We start from the raw sequence: 18,594 nt of genomic DNA on the forward strand, positions 1-18,594 counted from the left end.
GGTCGGCCTGTCGAAGGGCGCCGCATGTGCCCCGTCACCTCAGCGGGCCGACGCTCGATTGTAACGTTATGACATTACACTTGGCTACGGACGGATCGCTGCTTGAAACGGAACCGACGTCGATCAATGAGAAGAAGCCACATCCTGAGGGTCCAACGGCCCGCCCCTGCCTCTCAGCACCACGTTGTCCTGGATCCATTGAAGCTTTATCGCCACTTTGCGGCGCAGCGCACGTTCGTGGCGCAGGGCCCATAGTTCGCAGCCTTTGCGGCCGGCATCGAAGGAGGTGCAGCGGCGCATTACCAGCGGGGTATCCAGGCCATCGTCCGCATGGAGACGAGCCAACCATGCGCCGTCGATTCGCTGGTGCATGCTGGCTACGATCTCGCCGTGGAGGAAGAGCCCGGTGGGGAGCGTGTCGAGGTGGCAGCGCGGCTTCCAGCGGAAGTCGTCTGGCATTGGGGTAAGGGTCTGGTGGGCGGCGTCCATGGGGCTGGAGGATAGGTTGGGCTGGTCTCAGGGATGGAGACGGAAATCGATGCGTCGACACGTGGTTGCGGAGCGGGTGCGCCCGGCATCCTGATGGCGTCACTGGTCATACGCCGTCAACGGCGACAGTGGCATGCTGCGCATTCGTGCGGGGGACCAACGATGCGGATGACGGGTAGTTTGCTTGCAGCAAGTGCGGTAACGCTGAAAGTCGGCGTGGTGTTCTGGGTGCTGGTGGCCTGGCGAACTCCGGGCGCCGAGCCTTGGGACGCGCCCGCGTTCTGGACTGTGGTCTATCCCATCGCACTGGGCATTGCCGCAGTCCTGGGCGCCTGCTTTCCCCGGCACGCGTGGCTGTGGGGGCTGTTGCTCATGGCGCTGCAGGTGCCGGTGGTGGCCGTGGTGTCGGGCTTTGGCCCGTTGTTGCTGGCCGGACTGATATACGCGCTGGTGCTGGCGGTGCCTTCCATGGCTATCGCGGCCGCGGCCGGCGCCCTGCGGCACCGCCTGGCTCCCCTGCGAAACGGCTAGATATGAAACGTCGGACCCGCTGAGAGCGTCCGCGAACTTACCTTGACTCGCAACGCAATGAGCAGGCTGGCGAGCAGCATCACGGCCGCGGCGACGATGAGCACGGCCACGATGCCGCCCAACCCGAACACCAGGCCGCCCAGCGCCGCCCCCGCCGCGATGGAGGACTGCACAGCGGCGACGACCATCCCACCGGCACTCTCGGCCTGGTCGGGCACCGCGCGCGCGACCCAGCTCGACCAGGCAACGGGCACGCCACCGAAAGCCAGCCCCCAGAGCGCGACAAGGATCGACAGCCCGCCAACGCCCACCGGCAACAGCAGCATGCCGAGAGCGGCCACGCCAACCAAGGCGGGCATGATCACCAACGTGACTTTCAGACTGCGCTCCATCAGCCAGCCGGCCAGTAGTGTGCCGATAAAGTTCGCCACACCGAATCCAAGCAGGATCAGCGCCAGGCCGTCAGCGCTCATCTGCCCGAGGCTTTCCAATGTGGGGCGGATATAGGTAAACAGCGAGTACTGACCGGTGTGCGCCAGAACGCAGCCCAGCATTCCTACGGCAATGCCCGGCCGGCGCAAGAGCCCCACCACCGACTCCGGGACTGCCGACTTGCGCGGGGCCATTCGGGGCAACGTGAACCACTGGAATGCAAAGGTGAGGCCACCTACCGCCGTCGCCGCCCAGAAGGCGCTGCGCCAGCCCAACAACCCTCCCAGATAGCTGCCCAAAGGAACCGAGACCACCGTGCCGACCGCGATGCCGCTGAAGATGATTGAAAGCGCGCGCGGCACGCGCTGTGGCGGCACCAAGCGCATGGCGACGGCCGCTGCCATGCTCCAGAAACCGCCCAACGCGATGCCTAGCAGGACACGCATCACCAGCAGGACGCCCATGCTGGAAGACAGCGCCACCAAGGCGTTGGAGAGGATCATCAAGCCCGTGAAACCCAGCAGCACCACGCGCCTGTCGATGGAACGGGTCAACCGAGGCACCAGCAGGCCGGCGAACAGGGCGACCACGGCAGTGACCGTCACGGCCTGACCGGCCAGTGCCTCGGACACACCCAGATCCGCCGCCATCGGCGTCAACAGGCTGGCAGGCAGATATTCGGCCGTGAGCAGCCCAAAGACGCCCATCGCCAGTGAAACCACGGCCACCCATGCCGATGAGGACGGCTCCGCCCTATCCCACTCCACAGCGTCAGACGCGCCTGCGGCATCCACTACGTCATTACTCATCAAAGATCCCAGTTCAATCGTGCAGCCGAGAGTCTAGGGAGCGAAATCAGGATGATCTATGATTGTATGACCTGACTTTTTGATCGAAACCCCGAGCCACTCCGATGAACCAAGCTGCGCCCCCGCCCACCGATCTGATCAGCAAACTGCTGATCGGCATGCGGATTCAGGGTGTCCAATACCGGCGCATCCAGACCGGGCCGACCTTCGGGCTTGGATTTCCCCCGAAGCCAGGGCATGCCTACTTCCACTACCTGGCGGTAGGCAATGCGATTCTTCGCGGCGCGGATGGCAGCCAACACCTTCTATCCGCCGGGGATGTGGTGCTCATTCCCTGCGGCGAAGGCCACTCGCTGTTGTCTGGCGAGGACCTTCCGGTCCAGTGTCTGGAAACGATAGATGCGGCCCCACTGGGTGACGCGGTGAGCGGCATCGACACATGCCCGAGCACGCATGCCGTGCCGAGCGCTGTGCTCTTCCATGGGTGCATGGTGTTCGATCTCGGCGGCATGCAAGGGTTGAGCAAGTTGATGCCAGCTGTGATGCGGGCCGATGGCAACGCCGCTCAGTTTCCTGGGCTGTTGCCGATGGTCGATGCGATGAAGCGCGAGGTGTGCTCAGGACGTATTGGATATGCTGGAATACTCGCACGGCTGGCGGATGCAGTAGCCGCCATGATCGTGCGTGACTGGGTGGAACGTGGTTGCGAAGGTGCATCCGGATTGGTCATGGCCATGCGCGACCCTCGGCTATCGCTGTCGTTGCTTGCCCTGCACCGAAACCCTGGGCGCGCTTGGACCGTCGAAGCGCTGGCTGCAGAATCAAACATCTCACGTTCTGTATTTGCAGACCGTTTCCAGGCCGTCATTGGAACCGCGCCGCTGCGGTATGTGACTGAGCTGCGAATGCAGTTGGCGAGTCAATGGTTGAGCGACCAAAGGCTGTCGATAGAGGTGGTGGCAGAGCGTCTTGGGTACGCGTCGCAGGCGGCTTTCAGTCGCGCTTACAAGCGGGTTATGGGGCGCTCGCCTGGGGTGGCTCGGCGAGGGGAAGGTTTGGCGTCCTTGTAGATGGCGCCGACAGCCATGATGCGTGCGCGACCTGAGAGCTTCAGGAAAGCAGATGGACAACCGCTGTGCCACGGTCCAGCGCATACCGGAGAATCTTGTAGGAGTCACGGTCGAACTGCTCGGCAGCTGCCTTGATGCCCCGCGCTTTCGCCAGCGTCGGCGCACTACCGTGGTAGGCCCAGTTGTCTACAACATGAAACTGGGTCATATCCTCCCCGGCCTCCTCGATCGCGACGCGGCCGCCGTAAGGCCACGCGGTGACCTCCAGATGCGCAAGCGCAGCACGCAGGCGCAGCTCATGCTCTGCGGGTGTCTCCTTTCCGCAGCAGGCGCCAAGGCATTGGCGCAGCATGGAACGGAAGCACGGGCGCCCCTTGGGCAAGCGCTCCAGGCCCAGCAGCGAGTAGCACAATGCCTGATCGTCGGCGACGCGCCTCAGCGATTCCAACGCTGACCGTTCGCTGGAATACAGGCCATAGAGCATCGGAGCACTGGCGAGCTCATAGTCGGCCGAATTGACCACAGAAACCTCGCCGCGATAAAGCCGCAGGCTGAACTGCCGAGGGAGTTTCCGCAGCAGCCGGTTGTAGAGCGGCATCTGGCGCTTGACCAATTGCGCCTCCAGCAGCCGGGCGCCCAGGTCGCCCGCCGTTCTTACGCAGCTGATGCTTCGGCTTTGCCGCAGCAGCGAGGCTTCTTCGCGCGTGCGCAGGTGATCCATCACACGGGTACGAACATTGATGCTCTTGCCGATATAGAGAGGCAAGCCGCCTTCGACGCCGTGAAACGTATACACCCCTGGCAGGCGGGGTAGCGCTGCGGCGACCTCCCGCAGGTGGTCGGGATACAGATACTCAGATGCGTGGCTTGATCGACGGGCTTGAGCGGCAGATGAAGGCATGACTTCAAGGTTACCAGCGAGATTCAGACTGCCAGCTGTATCGACGGGTGCGGAATAATGCCGTTCCTGTCCTTTGACAGCGAACGCACTGGCACCATGCGAGCCGCATCGTAGTCGGTCACACGCTCACGCTGTTGAACCAGTCGGCGTACGGTGTGTGGCTGATCATCCGCCGGTTGAGGTCGGGGGAACCGTCGGTCCACCACACGGGGCCTCGTTCGCCCAGACCGACCTTGGCTGTGTTTACTGCCTGCCGCGCAGCGGCAAGTGCCTTCTCATCTGCCGAGGCCTTGGCCGCCTTGACGGCCCGCCGTGCATCCATCAGCGCATGGACCAACTCGTTTCTGCGTTGCTCATCCAGGCCAGGATTGGTGGCTCGCCATAGTCGCCCTCGGACGATGAGGTAACGGCCGTCCGGGGTCATCAAGGTTTCCATGTGAGGGCGCCTGTGGGGTTGCTGAGCCTGCGGGTTCGAGGTTGCCACATCCGAAGCCGACGTGGTCGTCCGCTATTGATGCACCCCGCTGGAGCGGACAGATGGTGCCTGCCGGGTAAGCCATGCACGCGTTCCGGCTACCGGCCTTCACAGCCACCACGGCACCCTCAATGCAACTATGCATATCGCGACCTGCCTCATGGGTAATCTATGCCCCACTTTCGCCGTCTTCTAGGTCGTTGGCTCCGTCTGCGTCGTCTGGTCCGTTGGCGCTGGCGTGAGCGCCAAGCCTCAGTCCCGGCCATCGAAGCCGCCGAGGTCCCACTGCGTGCCGCGCTGTACAGCGTTGAACAGATGGAGGTGTATGGCCGCGCGCTTGCGCGCCAGCATCGCGTGCGGATGCGACCCGGTGCAGAGCGCCTGCTCGGCCGCCTGCAGGCCAATGAACGTGTATTGGAAGACGCCAACACGCTGCTCAGCAACGTGGTGCGCGAACAGCGGCCGGTGACCCCGGCCGGGGAATGGCTGCTCGACAACTACTACCTGATCGAAGAACAGATCCAGACCGCGCGACGCCACCTGCCGCGTGGTTACAGCCGGCAGTTGCCTTCGCTTGCCGCTGGCCCTTCGGCCGGACTGCCGCGCGTGTATGACCTGTCGATGCAGGCCATCGCGCATGGCGATGGCCGCATCGACGCCGACACGCTGGGCCGCTTCATCACCTCCTACCAGTCGCTCGCTCCGCTGAGCCTGGGCGAACTGTGGGCTGTTCCCATCATGCTGCGGCTGGCCCTGCTGGAGAATCTGCGGCGCATGGCGGCGCGGGTGATGCGCGACGGAACCGACCGCGGCCTGGCGGCGCAGTGGGCGGACAACCTCAATCGCGCGGCCTCCGACACCCCTACCGATGTGGTCCTGGTGGTGGCCGACATGGCACGGTCCCAGCCACCTCTGACCGGCGCCTTCATCGCCGAACTCACCCGCTCGCTGCAGGGGCGCGGTGGCGCGTGGGCCATGCCCGTCGCCTGGCTGGAACAGTGGGCAGCCGCAGCGGGCCAGCGCATCGAGGAACTGGTCGCCGCCGAGGGACAGCAACAGGCGGCCGACCAGGTCTCCATCGGCAACAGCATCGGCAGCCTGCGCTTTCTCTCCACGATGGATTGGCGCACCTTTGTCGAAGATATGAGCGTGGTCGAACAGCGGCTGCGCGACGACCCCATGGGCGTCTATGCGCAGATGGATTTCGGCACCCGCGACGCCTATCGCCATGTCGTAGAAAAGATCGCCCGCGGTAGCCGCGTGGCAGAAGAACGCGTGGCGACCATCGCGCTGGACCTGGCACGGGCTGCGCCGCTCGACGGGCCACGCACGCACGTGGGCTACTGGCTGGTCGGCGATGGCGTGAACGCTACCATCGACGCGGTGGCCGAGGTTGCACCACGCCACCGCAAGGCACCGCGACTGGCGCATCGCGTACCGCTGTCGCTGTACCTGCTGCCGATCACCCTGCTCGCGGTGCTGGCCACCGGTGGCCTGCTGGCCAGCGGCAGTGGTGCGGCGCCGGTCTGGCTGGCCGCGCTGCTCGGGCTGCTGGTGTTCAGCGAGCTGGGCATCGTGCTGGTGAACTGGACCGCAACGGTGCTGGTGACGCCCAGGCCGCTCCCCAAGCTCGATTTCAGTGAAGGTATTCCGGCCGCCTATTCTACCGTGGTCGCAGTCCCCTCGATGCTGTCCAGCATCGACGGCATCGATGTCCTCACCGAAGCGCTGGAAGTGCGCTTCCTGGCCAACCGCGATCCCCAGCTGCGCTTCGTGCTGCTGACGGACTTTCTCGACGCCGCCGATGCTACGGCGCCGATGGATGACACCCTGCTTGCACACGCCGTGGAGCGGATCGACGAATTGAACCGACGCTACGCTCCAGAGCGCGGCGATCGCTTCTACCTGCTGCACCGCCCCAGGCAATGGAACCCCGGCGAAGGGGTATGGATGGGACACGAGCGCAAGCGCGGCAAGCTGGCAGCGCTCAATGCCCTGCTCCGCCTGGGGAATGCGACCGCGTTCATGCGCACTGTCGGTGATGTGGCGGCCCTGATCGGTGTCCGCTACGTCATCACCCTGGATTCGGACACGCAACTTCCGCGGGATGCTGCACGCGCCTTCGTCGCCACCCTGGCGCACCCGCTCAACCGCCCGCGCTTCGATCCGGCCCTGCAACGCGTGGTGGAGGGCTACGGCATCCTGCAGCCCAGCGTCGGCACCAGTCTGGGCACGCGCCGCACCTCGCGGTTTGCCCGGATGTTCGGCAGCGAGCCCGGCATCGATCCCTACTCGCGCATGGTCTCGGATGTCTACCAGGACCTGTTCGACGAAGGCTCATTCGTGGGCAAAGGCATCTATGACGTCGAAGCGTTCGAGCACGCGCTCGAGGGCCGCCTGCCCGAGAACCGCATCCTCAGCCACGATCTGCTGGAAGGCTGCTATGCACGCGCCGGCCTGGTCAGCGATGTGCGCCTGTACGAGGACTACCCCGAACGCTACGCCGCCGATGCCAAGCGCCGTGCGCGCTGGATCCGCGGCGACTGGCAGCTGTTGCCCTGGTTGATGCCGTGGACACCGCGCCCGGGATCGGGGTGGGAACGCAACCGGCTCAGCCTGCTCTCGCGCGGCAAGTTGCTGGACAACCTGCGTCGGAGCCTGGTGCCGATCGCTGCCTTGGCCTTGCTGATGGCGGGTTGGCTGTATGCCGAAAGCCCGGCTGCGTGGACGGCGTGGGTGCTGGCGCTGTGGTTCGCGCCGCCGCTGATCGGCATGCTCCGCGATGCGCTGAGCGTTCCGGACGACACCCCGCTGGAAGCGCACTACATGATGGTCGGGCGTGGCACGCTGCAGTCGTTGCTGCGCGCGGCCACCCAGGTTGCGTGTCTGCCTTACGAAGCGTTGCTGGCCGGTGGCGCAGTGCTGCGCACGCTCTGGCGCATGACCGTCACCCGCCGCCACCTGCTGCAATGGAACCCCTCCAGCGAAGTCGAGCGCCGCCTCGGCGGTGACCGCAGCGCGGAATGGCGGGTGATGGCGCCGGCGTCGGTGCTGGCGGTTGCGCTGGCGGCGGTCGTGGCCAACGTGGCTCCGCACGCGCTGCCCGTCGCCCTGCCCCTGCTGTTGGCGTGGACCTTCGCCCCTGCGTTGATGGCGTGGCTCGGCCGGCCACCGGCTGCAAGCGTGGCCGAACTTTCGGTGACACAGCGTGCGTTCCTGGGCCGGCTGGGACGGCGCACCTGGTCGTTCTTCCAGGCATGGGTGCGCGAGCAGGATCACTGGCTGCCACCGGACAATATCCAGGAGCACCCGACGTTGGTGGTGGCGCGGCGCACCTCGCCGACCAACATCGGCCTCTCCCTGCTGGCTAATCTGTCCGCGTGGGATTTCGGCTGGCTGCAGCTGGGCGCGGTCGCCGAACGTACCGCGCTCACCTTCGATACGCTGGACCAGCTGCCGCGCCATCGCGGCCACTTTTTGAACTGGTACGACACCGAAACCCTGGCGCCGCTGCAGCCGCGCTACGTGTCCACCGTGGACAGCGGCAACCTGGCCGGCCACCTGCTTACCCTGCGGCAGGGTCTGCTCGCGCTGGTGGACGCGCCGGTACTGGCGCCACACACGTTCGACGGCCTGGCCGATACGCTCGGTGTGCTGGAAGAGGAACGGCAGCGCCATCGCCCCGCCGACGCGCTACTGGGCGAGGCGCTCAACCACCTTCGCCAGCGCCTGGCGGCAACGCGTACCGACCAACCCCGTGGGACGGCACAGCTGCTCGCCCGGTTGCAGGAGCTGGCCGCACTGGCCGACGCCGTGCTGGCGCAGTGGCCGGCACCGCCAGCGCCTGAGGAAGGTGCGCTGCACTGGCCGGCCCTGTTCGCTGCCGAATGCCATGCCGCCCACGCAACACTCGCCGACCTGCCTGCCGATGCCGCCGTGGACGGCGAGGCACCGGTGCCCAGCCTGCGCCAGTTGGCCGCCCTGCCCGGTTCCGCCGGTGCGGACGCGCGCGCGCGCATCGAGCGGCTGCAGGCGCTGGCGCACCGCGCCGGGCAGTTCTCGCTGATGGAATACGGGTTCCTGTTCTACCGTACCCGCAACCTGCTCTCGATCGGTTACAACGTCGACGACCACCGCCTCGACAACAGCTTCTACGACCTGCTGGCCTCCGAAGCGCGGCTGTGCGCCTTCGTCGCCATTGCCCAGGGTCAGTTGGCGCAGGAGAGCTGGTTCGCGCTCGGCCGGATGCTCACCGAGGTCAACGGCACGCCGACGCTGTTGTCATGGAGTGGCTCCATGTTCGAGTACCTCATGCCGCAGCTGGTAATGCCCAGCTATCCGGACACGCTGCTCGACCAGACCGCGCGGCATGCGGTGGAGGCGCAGATCGTCTACGGCCGCACCTTGAACCTGCCGTGGGGCGTGTCCGAGTCCGGCTATAACGCGGTGGATGCCCGCCTGAACTACCAGTACCGCGCGTTCGGCGTGCCCGGATTGGGACTCAAGCGCGGCCTGGGCCAGGATCGGGTCATCGCGCCCTATGCCAGCATGATGGCGCTGATGGTGGCGCCGGAGGCGGCGTGCCAGAACCTCCAGGCACTCGAAGACCTTGGGTTCTCCGGGCGCTTTGGCATGTACGAAGCGATCGACTTCACCCCCGCCCGGGTGCCGCCGGGGCAGGATCACGTTCTGTTGCGTTCGTTCATGGCCCACCACCAGGGCATGGGCCTGCTGTCGCTGGATTACCTGCTGCGTGACCAGCCGATGCAGCGCCGTTTCGTTGCCGATACCGAGTTCCAGGCCACCTTGCTGCTGCTGCAGGAACGCATCCCGCGCATCGGCCTGTTCCATCCGCATGAAGTCGAAGCCCTGGGCGAGCACTCCGCCATGGCCGAGCACGAGACCTCCCTGCGCGTCCTGCGTGACCCGGGTGGTCCGCGCCCGGAAGTGCAGCTGCTCTCCAACGGGCGCTACCACGGCATGCTGACCCATGCCGGCGGGGGCTACAGCCGCCACGGCGACCTGTCGCTCACCCGCTGGCGCGAAGACGGCACCACCGATGCCTGGGGGTCGTTCTGCTATCTGCGCGACGTGGACAGCGGCGAGTTCTGGTCGGCCGCCTACCAGCCCACCTGCGTGGCGGTGGACAACTACGAAGCGATCTTCTCCGACGCCAAGGCAGAGTTCCGCGGTGCCCACCGCGGCTGCGAGAGCCATCTGCAGGTCGCCATCTCCGCCGAGGACGACATCGAGCTCCGGCGCCTGCGCCTGACCAACCGTGGCCGTCGTCAGCGCACGGTGGAGATCACCACCTATGCCGAAGTGGTGCTGGCGCCCGCCGCCTCCGACGACGCGCACCCGGCCTTCAGCAACCTCTTCGTGCAGAGCGAGATCCTGGCCGCCAAGCAGGCCGTGCTGTGCACGCGCCGGCCCCGTTCGCATGACGAGGTGCCACCGTGGATGTTCCATCTGGTCGCGGTGCATGACGCTGCGGTGGTGGCGATCTCCTATGAAACCGACCGTGCGCGCTTCCTCGGTCGTGGCAACACGCCGCGCACGCCGCAGGCGCTGACCACCGATGCAGAGCTCTCCGGCACGGACGGTTCGGTGCTCGACCCGATCGTGGCGATCCGCGTCCGCGTGGTGCTTCAGCCCGAGCAGACCGTGCAGCTGGACATGGTGTTCGGCATCGGCGCCGACCGCCCCGGTTGCGAGGCCTTGGTAGACAAATACCGTGATCGCCGGCTGGCCGACCGCGTCTTCGACCTGGCCTGGACGCACAGCCAGGTGGTGCGCCGCCAGATCAACGCCAGCCAGGCCGAGGCCTCGCTGTACGAGCGCCTGGCCAGCCACGTGCTGTATGCCAATCCGCTGCTGCGCGTGGGCGACGCCGTCCTGCAGCAGAACCAGCGAGGACAATCCGGGCTGTGGGGCCATGCCATCTCGGGCGACTTGCCCATCGTCCTGCTCAAGGTCACCGATGCGGAGAACGTGGAACTGGTCAGGCAACTGGTGCAGGCGCACGCGTATTGGCGCCAGAAGGGGCTCAACACCGACCTGGTGATCTGGAACGACAGCAAGGCCGGCTATCGGCAGGAACTGCAGGACCAGATCCTGGGGATGGTAGCCGCCAGTTCGGAGACGGGCCTGCTCGATCGCCCCGGCGGCATTTTCGTGCGGCCGGTGCAGAACATGAGTCATGAGGACCGCATTCTGCTGCAGGCGGTGGCACGGGTGGTGATCAGCGACGAGGACGGCACGCTGGCCGCGCAGGTCGGACGCCAGCCGCTGCCTGTCCGGCGCATTCCGGCCCTGGTGCCGCAGGCGGAGCAGCAGGAGCTGGCACTGGCGATGGACGCGACGCCCGGGCTGCCAGTCGTCGCCGATCCGGGCCCCGAACCTGGGCTGCCCCCAGGCGTCGAGCACGACGAAGAGGTGGACGATCCGTGGCCGTTCCTTCCGTATCGCGGCGCCGGCCAATTCGACAACGGCACCGGTAGTTTCAGCGAGGACGGCCGCGAATACGTTGTGGTGCTGCGCGAAGGTGCCCCGACCCCGGCACCGTGGGCGAACGTGATCGCGAACGCCCGCCTGGGCACGGTCGTCAGCGAGAGCGCGCCGGGCTACACGTGGTTCGAAAATGCACACGAATTCCGCTTGACGCCCTGGCTCAACGATCCGGTGTCCGACACCGGCGGCGAAGCTTTCTACGTGCGCGACGAGGACAGCGGCCGTGTCTGGTCGCCGATGCCGCTGCCCTGCCGCGGCACCGGTGCGTACCGCACCCGCCACGGCTTCGGCTACACGGTGTACGAGCATATCGAAGACGGCATCGCCAGCGAGTTGTGGATCTTCGTCGATGTCACTGCGCCACTGAAGTTCTCGGTCCTGCGGTTGCACAACCTCTCGGGCCGGCCACGGCGGCTGTCGGCCATCGGCTATGTTGAGTGGGTAATGGGTGACCTGCGCCCGAAGTCGCGCATGCACGTGGTTACCGAGCGCGACCCGCAGACCGGGGCGCTGCTGGCGCGCAACAGTTACAGCACCGAGTTCGGCGGCCGGATGGCCTTCTTCGACACCGATGCCGAGGGCCGTGGCTGGACCTGTGACCGCCTGGAGTTCATCGGCCGCAACGGCGGATTGCACGCACCTGCGGCGTTGCGTCGCGAACGTCTGGATGCACGGGCCGGCGCCGGCCTGGATCCCTGTGCGGCGATCCAGGTGCCGCTGGAGCTGGCGCCGGGTGAGCGCAGTGAAACCACGTTCCGGCTTGGCGCGGGGCGCGACCGCGAGGAAACGCTGGCGTTGGCACGCAGCCGCCAGGGCAATCAGGAAGCCATCGATGCGCTGGACGCCGTGCGCATCCACTGGCGCAACGTGCTGGCCACGGTGCAGGTACGCACCCCGGACCCGGCGTTGGACGCACTGGCCAATGGCTGGCTGGTCTACCAGACCCTGGGCTGCCGCTACCTGGCACGCAGCGGCTACTACCAGTCAGGCGGCGCGTTCGGCTTCCGTGACCAGCTGCAGGACGCGCTCGCTTTGGTACACGCGCGCCCGGACCTGACCCGCGAACACCTGCTGCTCTGCGCCGCGCACCAGTTCACCGAAGGCGATGTGATGCACTGGTGGCACCCGCCGCAGGGTCGCGGCGTGCGCACCCGCTGCTCGGACGATTACCTGTGGCTGCCCCAGGGCGCATGCCGCTACCTGGAGGTCACCGGCGACGCCAGCGTGCTGGATGAGGTGGTCGGCTTCATCGAGGGGCGCGCGGTGACAGCCGAAGAGGAAGGCTACTACGACATGCCTACCCTTTCGGCACAGCGCGACACACTGTATGCGCACTGCGTCGTCGCGCTGGAGCGCGGGTGCCGGTTGCTCGGCGAACGTGGGCTTCCGTTGATGGGCAGCGGCGACTGGAACGATGGCATGAACCGCGTCGGCGACCAGCAGCGCGGTGAAAGCGTGTGGCTCGGCTTCTTCCTGCATGACACGCTTCGCCGCTTCATCGGGCTGGCCAACGCCCGTGGCGATGCCTCCCGTGCGCAATGGTGCGAAGAACAGGCCGAACGCCTGCGCCACAACCTGGAACAGCATGCCTGGGACGGCGCGTGGTATCGCCGCGCCTGGTTCGACAACGGCGCCCCGTTGGGCTCGTCACAGAACCAGGAATGCCGCATCGATTCGATCTCCCAGAGCTGGTCGGTGCTGTCGGGCGTGGCCGCGCCCGAGCGTGCCCGCCAGGCCCTGGATTCGCTGTACACGCATCTGGTGCGAAAGGACGCCAAGCTGATCCAGCTGCTCGACCCGCCCTTCGACCAGACTACCGAGGACCCCGGCTACATTCGGGGTTACGTACCGGGCGTTCGCGAGAATGGCGGCCAGTACACCCACGCGGCAGTGTGGGCGGCGATGGCATTCGCACAGCAGGGCGATGCGGTGCGCGCGTGGGAGCTGGCCGGCATGATCAACCCCCTGAACCACGCGCTGGACGCCGCGGCGGTCCAGACCTACCGCGTTGAACCCTATGTGCTGGCGGCCGATGTGTACGCCGTGTCGCCGCATGTCGGACGAGGCGGTTGGACGTGGTACACCGGGTCGGCCGGGTGGATGTATCGCCTGCTGATAGAGTCCCTGCTCGGCATCCGTCGCGACGGCGATCGTCTTTCGCTTGAACCTTGCCTGCCCGATCACTGGCCGTCATTCGAATTGAGTTACCGCTTCGGGCGCAGCCTGTATGAGTTCGTGGTGACCCGTACTGCGCAGGGTGCGCCTACGCTGCATGTGGATGGCGTTCTGCAGCCGGACCTCACCGTCCGGCTCCGCGACGACGGACATTGCTACCACGTCGCGCTCGACCTCGGTTCGTCCTCTGGATGAGCCTGCGGCCGGAAGTGCAGGTGCAGCTTGATGCGCTGGCGGAAATGCTGGACTACTGGGTGGCGCGCGTGCGCCATCCGGCGCAGTTCTGGCCTCAGTTTGAGATGCTGGCGGAGGAGATTCTGGAGCAGTGCGGGGACACGGAGAAGGAGCAGGTGCGGGCGTTGATCCAGACCATGCTCAGGGGGCATGGGTTGGAGCTGATGCCGGGGTGTAAGGAATGATGACACCGTATGAAGAGCGTCCCTTTCGGGGCTTCGTGAACTTTGGATTTCCTGAGTGGGATTGTTGGGTGTATCCATGCACCCAGCCCTTCCGCGCTGCGCTTTAGGGCCGGCCATTCGGCTATCCGGATTCGCTCTAAGCGAATTTGTCCAACCCACGCAGCTTCTGCCACCTCACTCTCTCCGCCAGATACGCAAAACGCCCCTTTCGGGGCGTCTGATCTTCGGATTTCCCGAGTGGGATTGTGAGGTGCATCCATGCACCTCACCCTCGTCCGCAAGCGGCCGAGGGCCAGCCAGTCGGCTGTCCGGATTCGCTCCAGGCGAATCCGTCGAACCCGCGCGGCTTCTGCCAGCCCACTCTCTCCGCCAGATACGCAAAACGCCCCTTTCGGGGCGTCTTGTGTATCTGGCGGAGAGAGTGGGATTCGAACCCACGGAAGGTTTGACCCTTCGCCGGTTTTCAAGACCGGTGCCTTAAACCGCTCGGCCATCTCTCCGATGTGCTGCAGTCCCGGAGGCTGTCCGGGGAGGCGTATTCTCGCATGCGTCGGGGGCGTTTGCCCATGGTCCGGCGCGTGCCAGTCGGCTGGGCGGTGATGGTTTACGCCGAGCGTGGCTCGGCGCTACCAGAGCTTGCCGGCGTGTTGCGTCAGCCGGCGTCTACGGCCAGCGCGCCCAGGGCCGTGGCCTTGATCTTCTCCTTGGCCCGCTCGCAGGCGCCACCGCAATCCAGGCGCGAGGCCTCCAGCTGCGGCGGCAGGTGCTCGGCCAGGAAGTCGATGAACACGCGCACGGCCGGCAGCAGGCCGCGGCGCGAGGCGAACACGGCATGGCAGATGCCCTGCGGCAACGACCAGTCCGGCAGCACCACTTCCAGTTCGCCCTTGCGTACGGCATCGGCGCAGACGGTTTCCGGCAGCATGGTGATGCCGAAACCGTCCTTGACCATGCTCTGCAGCAGCGGGAAATCGAAGCCGGCCACGCGCGGCTGCAGGTCCACGCGGCGTACCGCGCCTTCCGGGCCGTGCAGTTCCCAGCGCTGGCGGGCTTCGTCTTCGCTGATGCTCAGGGTGACATGGTTGGTCAGTTCGTCCGGGTCCTTGGGGCGGCCGGCGCGGTCCAGGTATTTGGGGCTGGCCACCAGCAGTTCCTGGACCTGGCCGAAGCTGCGCATCACCAGGCTGCCATCGTCATCCAGCCGCGAACGCACGCGCAGGGCGACGTCGTAGCCTTCGTTGATGATGTCCACGCGGCGGTTGCTGATGTTCAACTGCAGCCGCACCTTGGGGTACTGCTCCAGGAACTTCGGCAGCAGTTTGGGCAACTGCATCTGCGCCAGTGATACCGGCACGCTCGCACGCACCAAGCCGCGCGGCTCTGCGCTCAGGCGGTCTACCACTTCGCGCGCGGCTTGGGCTTCGGCCAGCATGGTCTGCGCGTGTCGGTGTACGCTGGTTCCCACGTCGGTAACTGCGAAACGGCGCGTGGAGCGCTGCAGCAGGCGGACGCCCAGATCGGTCTCCAGCTGGCTGATGCGGCGGCTCAGGCGGGACTTGGGGATGCCCAGCGCGCGTTCGGCTGCGGCAAAACCACCATGGTCCACGACCATGGCGAAGTAGTAGAGATCGTTGAGGTCTTGCATGCTGCAGTTCCATATCTAGAACAATACGTGGCATTCAACCATCTTTATCCCAGATTGGCAACAACCTATCGTTTGCTCCGTCGGCAGCACGGCTGCCCACCCCCACAAACCTCAGGTGACTGCCATGAAGCTTCTTCACATCGACGCCAGCGCGCTCGGCGACAACTCGGTCTCCCGCCAGCTGTCGGCGGCCGTGGTCGCCCGTTTCAAGGATTCGGTCGAATCCCTCGACGTGTCCTACCGTGATCTGGACGCCAATCCGATCCCCCACCTGCGCGGCAGTTCGCTGGCCGGTGCGGATGCGGCCGAGACTGCGGATGCTGAAAACGTCATGGCGCAGTTCCTGGCGGCGGATGTGGTGGTCATCGGTGCGCCGATGTACAACTTCAGCATTCCGTCCACGCTGAAGGCCTGGATCGACCGCGTGGCCGTGGCTGGCAAGACCTTCAAGTACACCGAGGCGGGCCCGGTGGGCCTGGCCGGCGGCAAGCGGGTGATCATCGCCAGCAGCCGCGGCGGCATCTATGTCGATTCGCCGGCGGACTTCCAGGAGCCCTACCTGCGCCAGATGTTCGCCTTCATGGGCATCACCGAGGTGGAATTCGTGCGTGCCGAGGGCATCGCGTATTCGCCCAAGCACCGCGAAGAGGCGATTGCGGCCGCGCTGGCGAGCCTGCCGGAAGCGGAATTCGCTGAGGCCTGAGTAAAGCGTTCAAGACGGTTGCTGGCGGGCTCGTCGTCGGCCGGTAACCGCGGGCTGGAAGATCCCCTCCCCCATTCCAGCCCGACCCGGCGGCCCTGCTTTTGCGGGGCCGTTTTTTTTGTGTGCGCGATGGGTAGCGCCGAGCCACGCTCGGCGAGCGAAGCGGCAGGCGCGCAAGCGTGACGACTGACAGTCGTCACCCACCAGAGCAGCTGCTGACGGCCAGCGGCCGTCACTACCAAGGCAGGAGCTGACGGCCGGCGGCCGTCACTACCGCTCTCAGCCGATGGTTTCCATGCCACCCATGTACGGGCGCAGGACGTCCGGGACGGTGATGCTGCCGTCTTCGTTCTGGTAGTTCTCCATCACCGCGATCATCGCGCGACCCACCGCTACGCCGGAGCCGTTGAGGGTGTGCAGCAGCTCGGGCTTGCCCGTGGTGGGGTTGCGCCAGCGGGCCTGCATGCGGCGGGCCTGGAAGTCACCGGTGTTGGAACACGAGCTGATCTCGCGATAGGTCTCCTGCGAGGGCAGCCATACTTCAAGGTCGTAGGTCTTCACTGCCGAGAACCCCATGTCGCCGGTGCACAGCAGCACCTTACGGTACGGCAGGCCCAGCTTTTCCAGCACCACTTCGGCGCAACGGGTCATGCGCTGGTGCTCGGCATCGCTGTCTTCCGGGCGGCAGGCGGTGACCAGCTCCACTTTCTCGAACTGGTGCTGGCGGATCATGCCGCGCACGTCGCGGCCGCCGCTGCCCGCTTCGGAACGGAAGCACAGCGAGTGGGCGGTCATGCGCAGCGGCAGGCGCTCGGCGTCGATGATTTCATCGCGCACGATGTTGGTCAGCGAGATTTCCGAGGTCGAAATCAGGTAACGCTTCTGCTCACCCAGGTGGGTGATGAACATGTCCTCTTCGAACTTAGGCAGCTGGCCGGTGCCATACAGGCTGTCGGCGTTGACGATCACCGGTACGTTGGTTTCCTGGTACTCGTGCTCGCCGCTGTGCAGGTCGAGCATGAACTGGGCCAGGGCGCGGTGCAGGCGCGCGATCGGGCCGCGCAGCACGGTGAAGCGCGAGCCGGACAGCTTGGCTGCGGTTTCGCCGTCCAGCCACTTGTTGCGGGCGCCCAGCTCCACGTGGTCCAGCACCTTGAAATCGAACTGGCGCGGGGTGCCCCAGCGCGACTGTTCCACGTTTTCACTTTCGTCAGCGCCGGCCGGCACGTCGTCGGCCGGCAGGTTCGGGATCATCATCGCGACCGCGTCGATCTTCTCGCGCAGTCCGTCCAGGGTGACTTCCGATGCCTTCAGTTCGTCGGCGAACGCAGCCACTTCGGCCATGATCGCAGCCACGTCTTCGCCCTTGGCCTTGGCCTGGCCGATGGCCTTGGAGCGGCTGTTGCGCAGGCTCTGCAGTTCCTGGGTGCGCACCTGGATGCGCTTGCGGTCTGCTTCCAGCGACTCCAGCGCGGACACGTCCAGCTCGAAGCCGCGACTGGTGCGCAGGCGTTCGGCGAGGTCGGCGGGCTGGTTGCGGAGCAGGGCTGGATCGAGCATGGCGGCGGTCGGTGGTTGTGGTTCAGGAACCGGATTATCGCCTGTTATGCGGATTTCTGCCGGACGGTTCATCGCGGCTGTGCCAGAATCGCCCGGTCCCGTATTGGTTTGCGTCATGCCTGCTACCCGCACCTCATCCGGCAAGTCCATCACCCTGCAGATTCCCCGCAACGCCTTGAAGATCGCCGGCATCGCGTTCGCGGTCGGGCTGCTGCTTTTCGTGGTGGTGTGGTTGAGCAGCCGCGACAAGGGCTTCTTCCAGGCCGAACCGGCCGCCAAGACGCCGCAGGAAGTGGCCGAGGTCGAGCCGCTGCCCGAGCCGCTGGCCGCCGCGGCCGGCTCCAGCGACATGCCTGACGCGCGCCCTGCCCCGACGCCGGAAGAAACCCCGACCTTGGTGGAAACCGCGCCGGCACCCGCGCCGATGGCCGAAGGTATGCCGGCCCCGGGCGCCACACCGGGCACCGCCGGGCAGGTGGCCAACGACCGGCCGATGCCGATCGCCGGTCAGTCGCCGCCGCCGAACTACCCGCCTGCCGCACTGCGCCGTGGCGAGTCCGGTTCGGTGGTGCTGCGCGTGGAAGTGGATGCCACCGGCCGCCCGTATGGGGTGGCGCTGGTGCAGCGCAGCGGGTCGCGCGACCTGGACCGTGCGGCCACCGAGGCCGTGCGCCGTTGGAAGTTCACCCCGGCGATGAGCAATGGCCAGGCCGTGCCGGGCACCATCGAGGTGCCGTTCGATTTCACGCCTGGCCGTTGATCACGCACGCGCTGCATCGCTGAACGGTCCCCGCACCCGAACCTGAACTCCGTGCACTGCATTGACGTGACGCTTACACCCGCGCCTGCGTTAGCGGCAAGACTCGGGGCGTCGT

Annotated in this window: 12 protein-coding genes and 1 tRNA gene; 6 read left to right on the top strand and 7 right to left on the bottom strand. The window is 66.2% G+C overall.

Going from position 1 to position 18,594, the window contains the following annotated elements; translation table 11 throughout:
- Nucleotides 1-123: 123 nt before the first annotated feature.
- Nucleotides 124-489: a hypothetical protein gene (locus SOM47_RS00770; protein WP_192083676.1), complete on the bottom strand. Its 366-nt coding sequence runs from the start codon at nucleotides 487-489 to the stop codon at nucleotides 124-126.
- A 162-nt stretch (nucleotides 490-651) separates the two neighbouring features.
- Between SOM47_RS00770 and SOM47_RS00775 the strand changes: the two genes are divergently transcribed.
- On the top strand, nucleotides 652-1,020 hold the full coding sequence (locus tag SOM47_RS00775; protein ID WP_320504494.1) for a hypothetical protein: 369 nt from the start codon (nucleotides 652-654) through the stop codon (nucleotides 1,018-1,020).
- Here the strand turns inward: SOM47_RS00775 and SOM47_RS00780 are convergent.
- Nucleotides 1,017-2,261 carry an MFS transporter gene (locus tag SOM47_RS00780; RefSeq protein WP_320504495.1) on the bottom strand — a complete coding sequence of 415 codons (1,245 nt, stop codon included), beginning with the start codon at nucleotides 2,259-2,261 and terminating at the stop codon, nucleotides 1,017-1,019. The two genes, SOM47_RS00775 and SOM47_RS00780, sit on opposite strands and share 4 nt — an antisense overlap.
- 104 nt (nucleotides 2,262-2,365) lie before the next feature.
- Here SOM47_RS00780 and SOM47_RS00785 point away from each other — a divergent pair, with 104 nt between their 5' ends.
- The gene (locus SOM47_RS00785) at nucleotides 2,366-3,331 is read left to right on the top strand and encodes an AraC family transcriptional regulator (protein ID WP_320504496.1); all 966 of its coding nucleotides are present in this window, start codon (nucleotides 2,366-2,368) and stop codon (nucleotides 3,329-3,331) included.
- Nucleotides 3,332-3,371: 40 nt separating this feature from the next.
- Here the strand turns inward: SOM47_RS00785 and cho are convergent, their stop codons facing one another.
- Both cho and SOM47_RS00795 read right to left on the bottom strand, forming a co-directional pair.
- Nucleotides 3,372-4,232 carry an excinuclease Cho gene (cho, locus tag SOM47_RS00790; protein WP_320504497.1) on the bottom strand — a complete coding sequence of 287 codons (861 nt, stop codon included), beginning with the start codon at nucleotides 4,230-4,232 and terminating at the stop codon, nucleotides 3,372-3,374.
- A gap of 118 nt (nucleotides 4,233-4,350) precedes the next feature.
- Nucleotides 4,351-4,668, bottom strand: coding sequence for a hypothetical protein (locus SOM47_RS00795; protein WP_320504498.1), 318 nt, complete (start codon nucleotides 4,666-4,668; stop codon nucleotides 4,351-4,353).
- A 210-nt stretch (nucleotides 4,669-4,878) separates the two neighbouring features.
- Here SOM47_RS00795 and SOM47_RS00800 point away from each other — a divergent pair, with 210 nt between their 5' ends.
- Complete coding sequence (locus SOM47_RS00800) at nucleotides 4,879-13,587, top strand: glycoside hydrolase family 94 protein (protein ID WP_320504499.1); 8,709 nt, start codon at nucleotides 4,879-4,881, stop codon at nucleotides 13,585-13,587.
- A complete protein-coding gene (locus SOM47_RS00805; RefSeq protein ID WP_320504500.1) occupies nucleotides 13,584-13,811 on the top strand; it encodes a hypothetical protein in 228 nt (75 codons plus the stop codon). The genes SOM47_RS00800 and SOM47_RS00805 overlap by 4 nt, the downstream gene beginning before the upstream one ends.
- A 410-nt stretch (nucleotides 13,812-14,221) precedes the next feature.
- Here the strand turns inward: SOM47_RS00805 and SOM47_RS00810 are convergent.
- Together SOM47_RS00810 and SOM47_RS00815 are read right to left on the bottom strand one after the other, a co-directional pair.
- Nucleotides 14,222-14,311 (bottom strand) — tRNA-Ser (locus SOM47_RS00810).
- Between the two features lie 152 nt (nucleotides 14,312-14,463).
- Nucleotides 14,464-15,456 carry a LysR substrate-binding domain-containing protein gene (locus tag SOM47_RS00815; RefSeq protein WP_042612553.1) on the bottom strand — a complete coding sequence of 331 codons (993 nt, stop codon included), beginning with the start codon at nucleotides 15,454-15,456 and terminating at the stop codon, nucleotides 14,464-14,466.
- Between the two features lie 124 nt (nucleotides 15,457-15,580).
- On the opposite strand from SOM47_RS00815, the gene SOM47_RS00820 reads away from it, so the two are divergent.
- Entirely contained in the window at nucleotides 15,581-16,159 is a 579-nt protein-coding gene (locus SOM47_RS00820; protein WP_320504501.1) for an FMN-dependent NADH-azoreductase, read from the top strand.
- A gap of 279 nt (nucleotides 16,160-16,438) precedes the next feature.
- On the opposite strand, the gene serS is transcribed toward SOM47_RS00820, so the two are convergent.
- Nucleotides 16,439-17,719: a serine--tRNA ligase gene (gene serS / locus SOM47_RS00825; RefSeq protein WP_320504502.1), complete on the bottom strand. Its 1,281-nt coding sequence runs from the start codon at nucleotides 17,717-17,719 to the stop codon at nucleotides 16,439-16,441.
- Nucleotides 17,720-17,834: 115 nt separating this feature from the next.
- On the opposite strand from serS, the gene SOM47_RS00830 reads away from it, so the two are divergent.
- Nucleotides 17,835-18,479, top strand: coding sequence for an energy transducer TonB (locus SOM47_RS00830; RefSeq protein WP_320504503.1), 645 nt, complete (start codon nucleotides 17,835-17,837; stop codon nucleotides 18,477-18,479).
- The last annotated feature ends 115 nt before the right edge of the window (nucleotides 18,480-18,594 follow it).

The sequence above is a fragment of the Stenotrophomonas sp. CFBP8980 genome (assembly GCF_034046095.1).
GTDB lineage: Bacteria > Pseudomonadota > Gammaproteobacteria > Xanthomonadales > Xanthomonadaceae > Stenotrophomonas > Stenotrophomonas lacuserhaii.

Coding starts and splice junctions, on each gene's coding strand:
- SOM47_RS00780 (WP_320504495.1), bottom strand. CDS start 2,261: ATGAGTAATGACGTAGTGGATGCCGCAGGCGCGTCTGACGCTGTGGAG.
- SOM47_RS00815 (WP_042612553.1), bottom strand. CDS start 15,456: ATGCAAGACCTCAACGATCTCTACTACTTCGCCATGGTCGTGGACCAT.
- SOM47_RS00830 (WP_320504503.1), top strand. CDS start 17,835: ATGCCTGCTACCCGCACCTCATCCGGCAAGTCCATCACCCTGCAGATT.
- SOM47_RS00805 (WP_320504500.1), top strand. CDS start 13,584: ATGAGCCTGCGGCCGGAAGTGCAGGTGCAGCTTGATGCGCTGGCGGAA.
- SOM47_RS00820 (WP_320504501.1), top strand. CDS start 15,581: ATGAAGCTTCTTCACATCGACGCCAGCGCGCTCGGCGACAACTCGGTC.
- serS (WP_320504502.1), bottom strand. CDS start 17,719: ATGCTCGATCCAGCCCTGCTCCGCAACCAGCCCGCCGACCTCGCCGAA.
- SOM47_RS00800 (WP_320504499.1), top strand. CDS start 4,879: ATGCCCCACTTTCGCCGTCTTCTAGGTCGTTGGCTCCGTCTGCGTCGT.
- SOM47_RS00770 (WP_192083676.1), bottom strand. CDS start 489: ATGGACGCCGCCCACCAGACCCTTACCCCAATGCCAGACGACTTCCGC.
- SOM47_RS00795 (WP_320504498.1), bottom strand. CDS start 4,668: ATGGAAACCTTGATGACCCCGGACGGCCGTTACCTCATCGTCCGAGGG.
- cho (WP_320504497.1), bottom strand. CDS start 4,232: ATGCCTTCATCTGCCGCTCAAGCCCGTCGATCAAGCCACGCATCTGAG.
- SOM47_RS00785 (WP_320504496.1), top strand. CDS start 2,366: ATGAACCAAGCTGCGCCCCCGCCCACCGATCTGATCAGCAAACTGCTG.
- SOM47_RS00775 (WP_320504494.1), top strand. CDS start 652: ATGCGGATGACGGGTAGTTTGCTTGCAGCAAGTGCGGTAACGCTGAAA.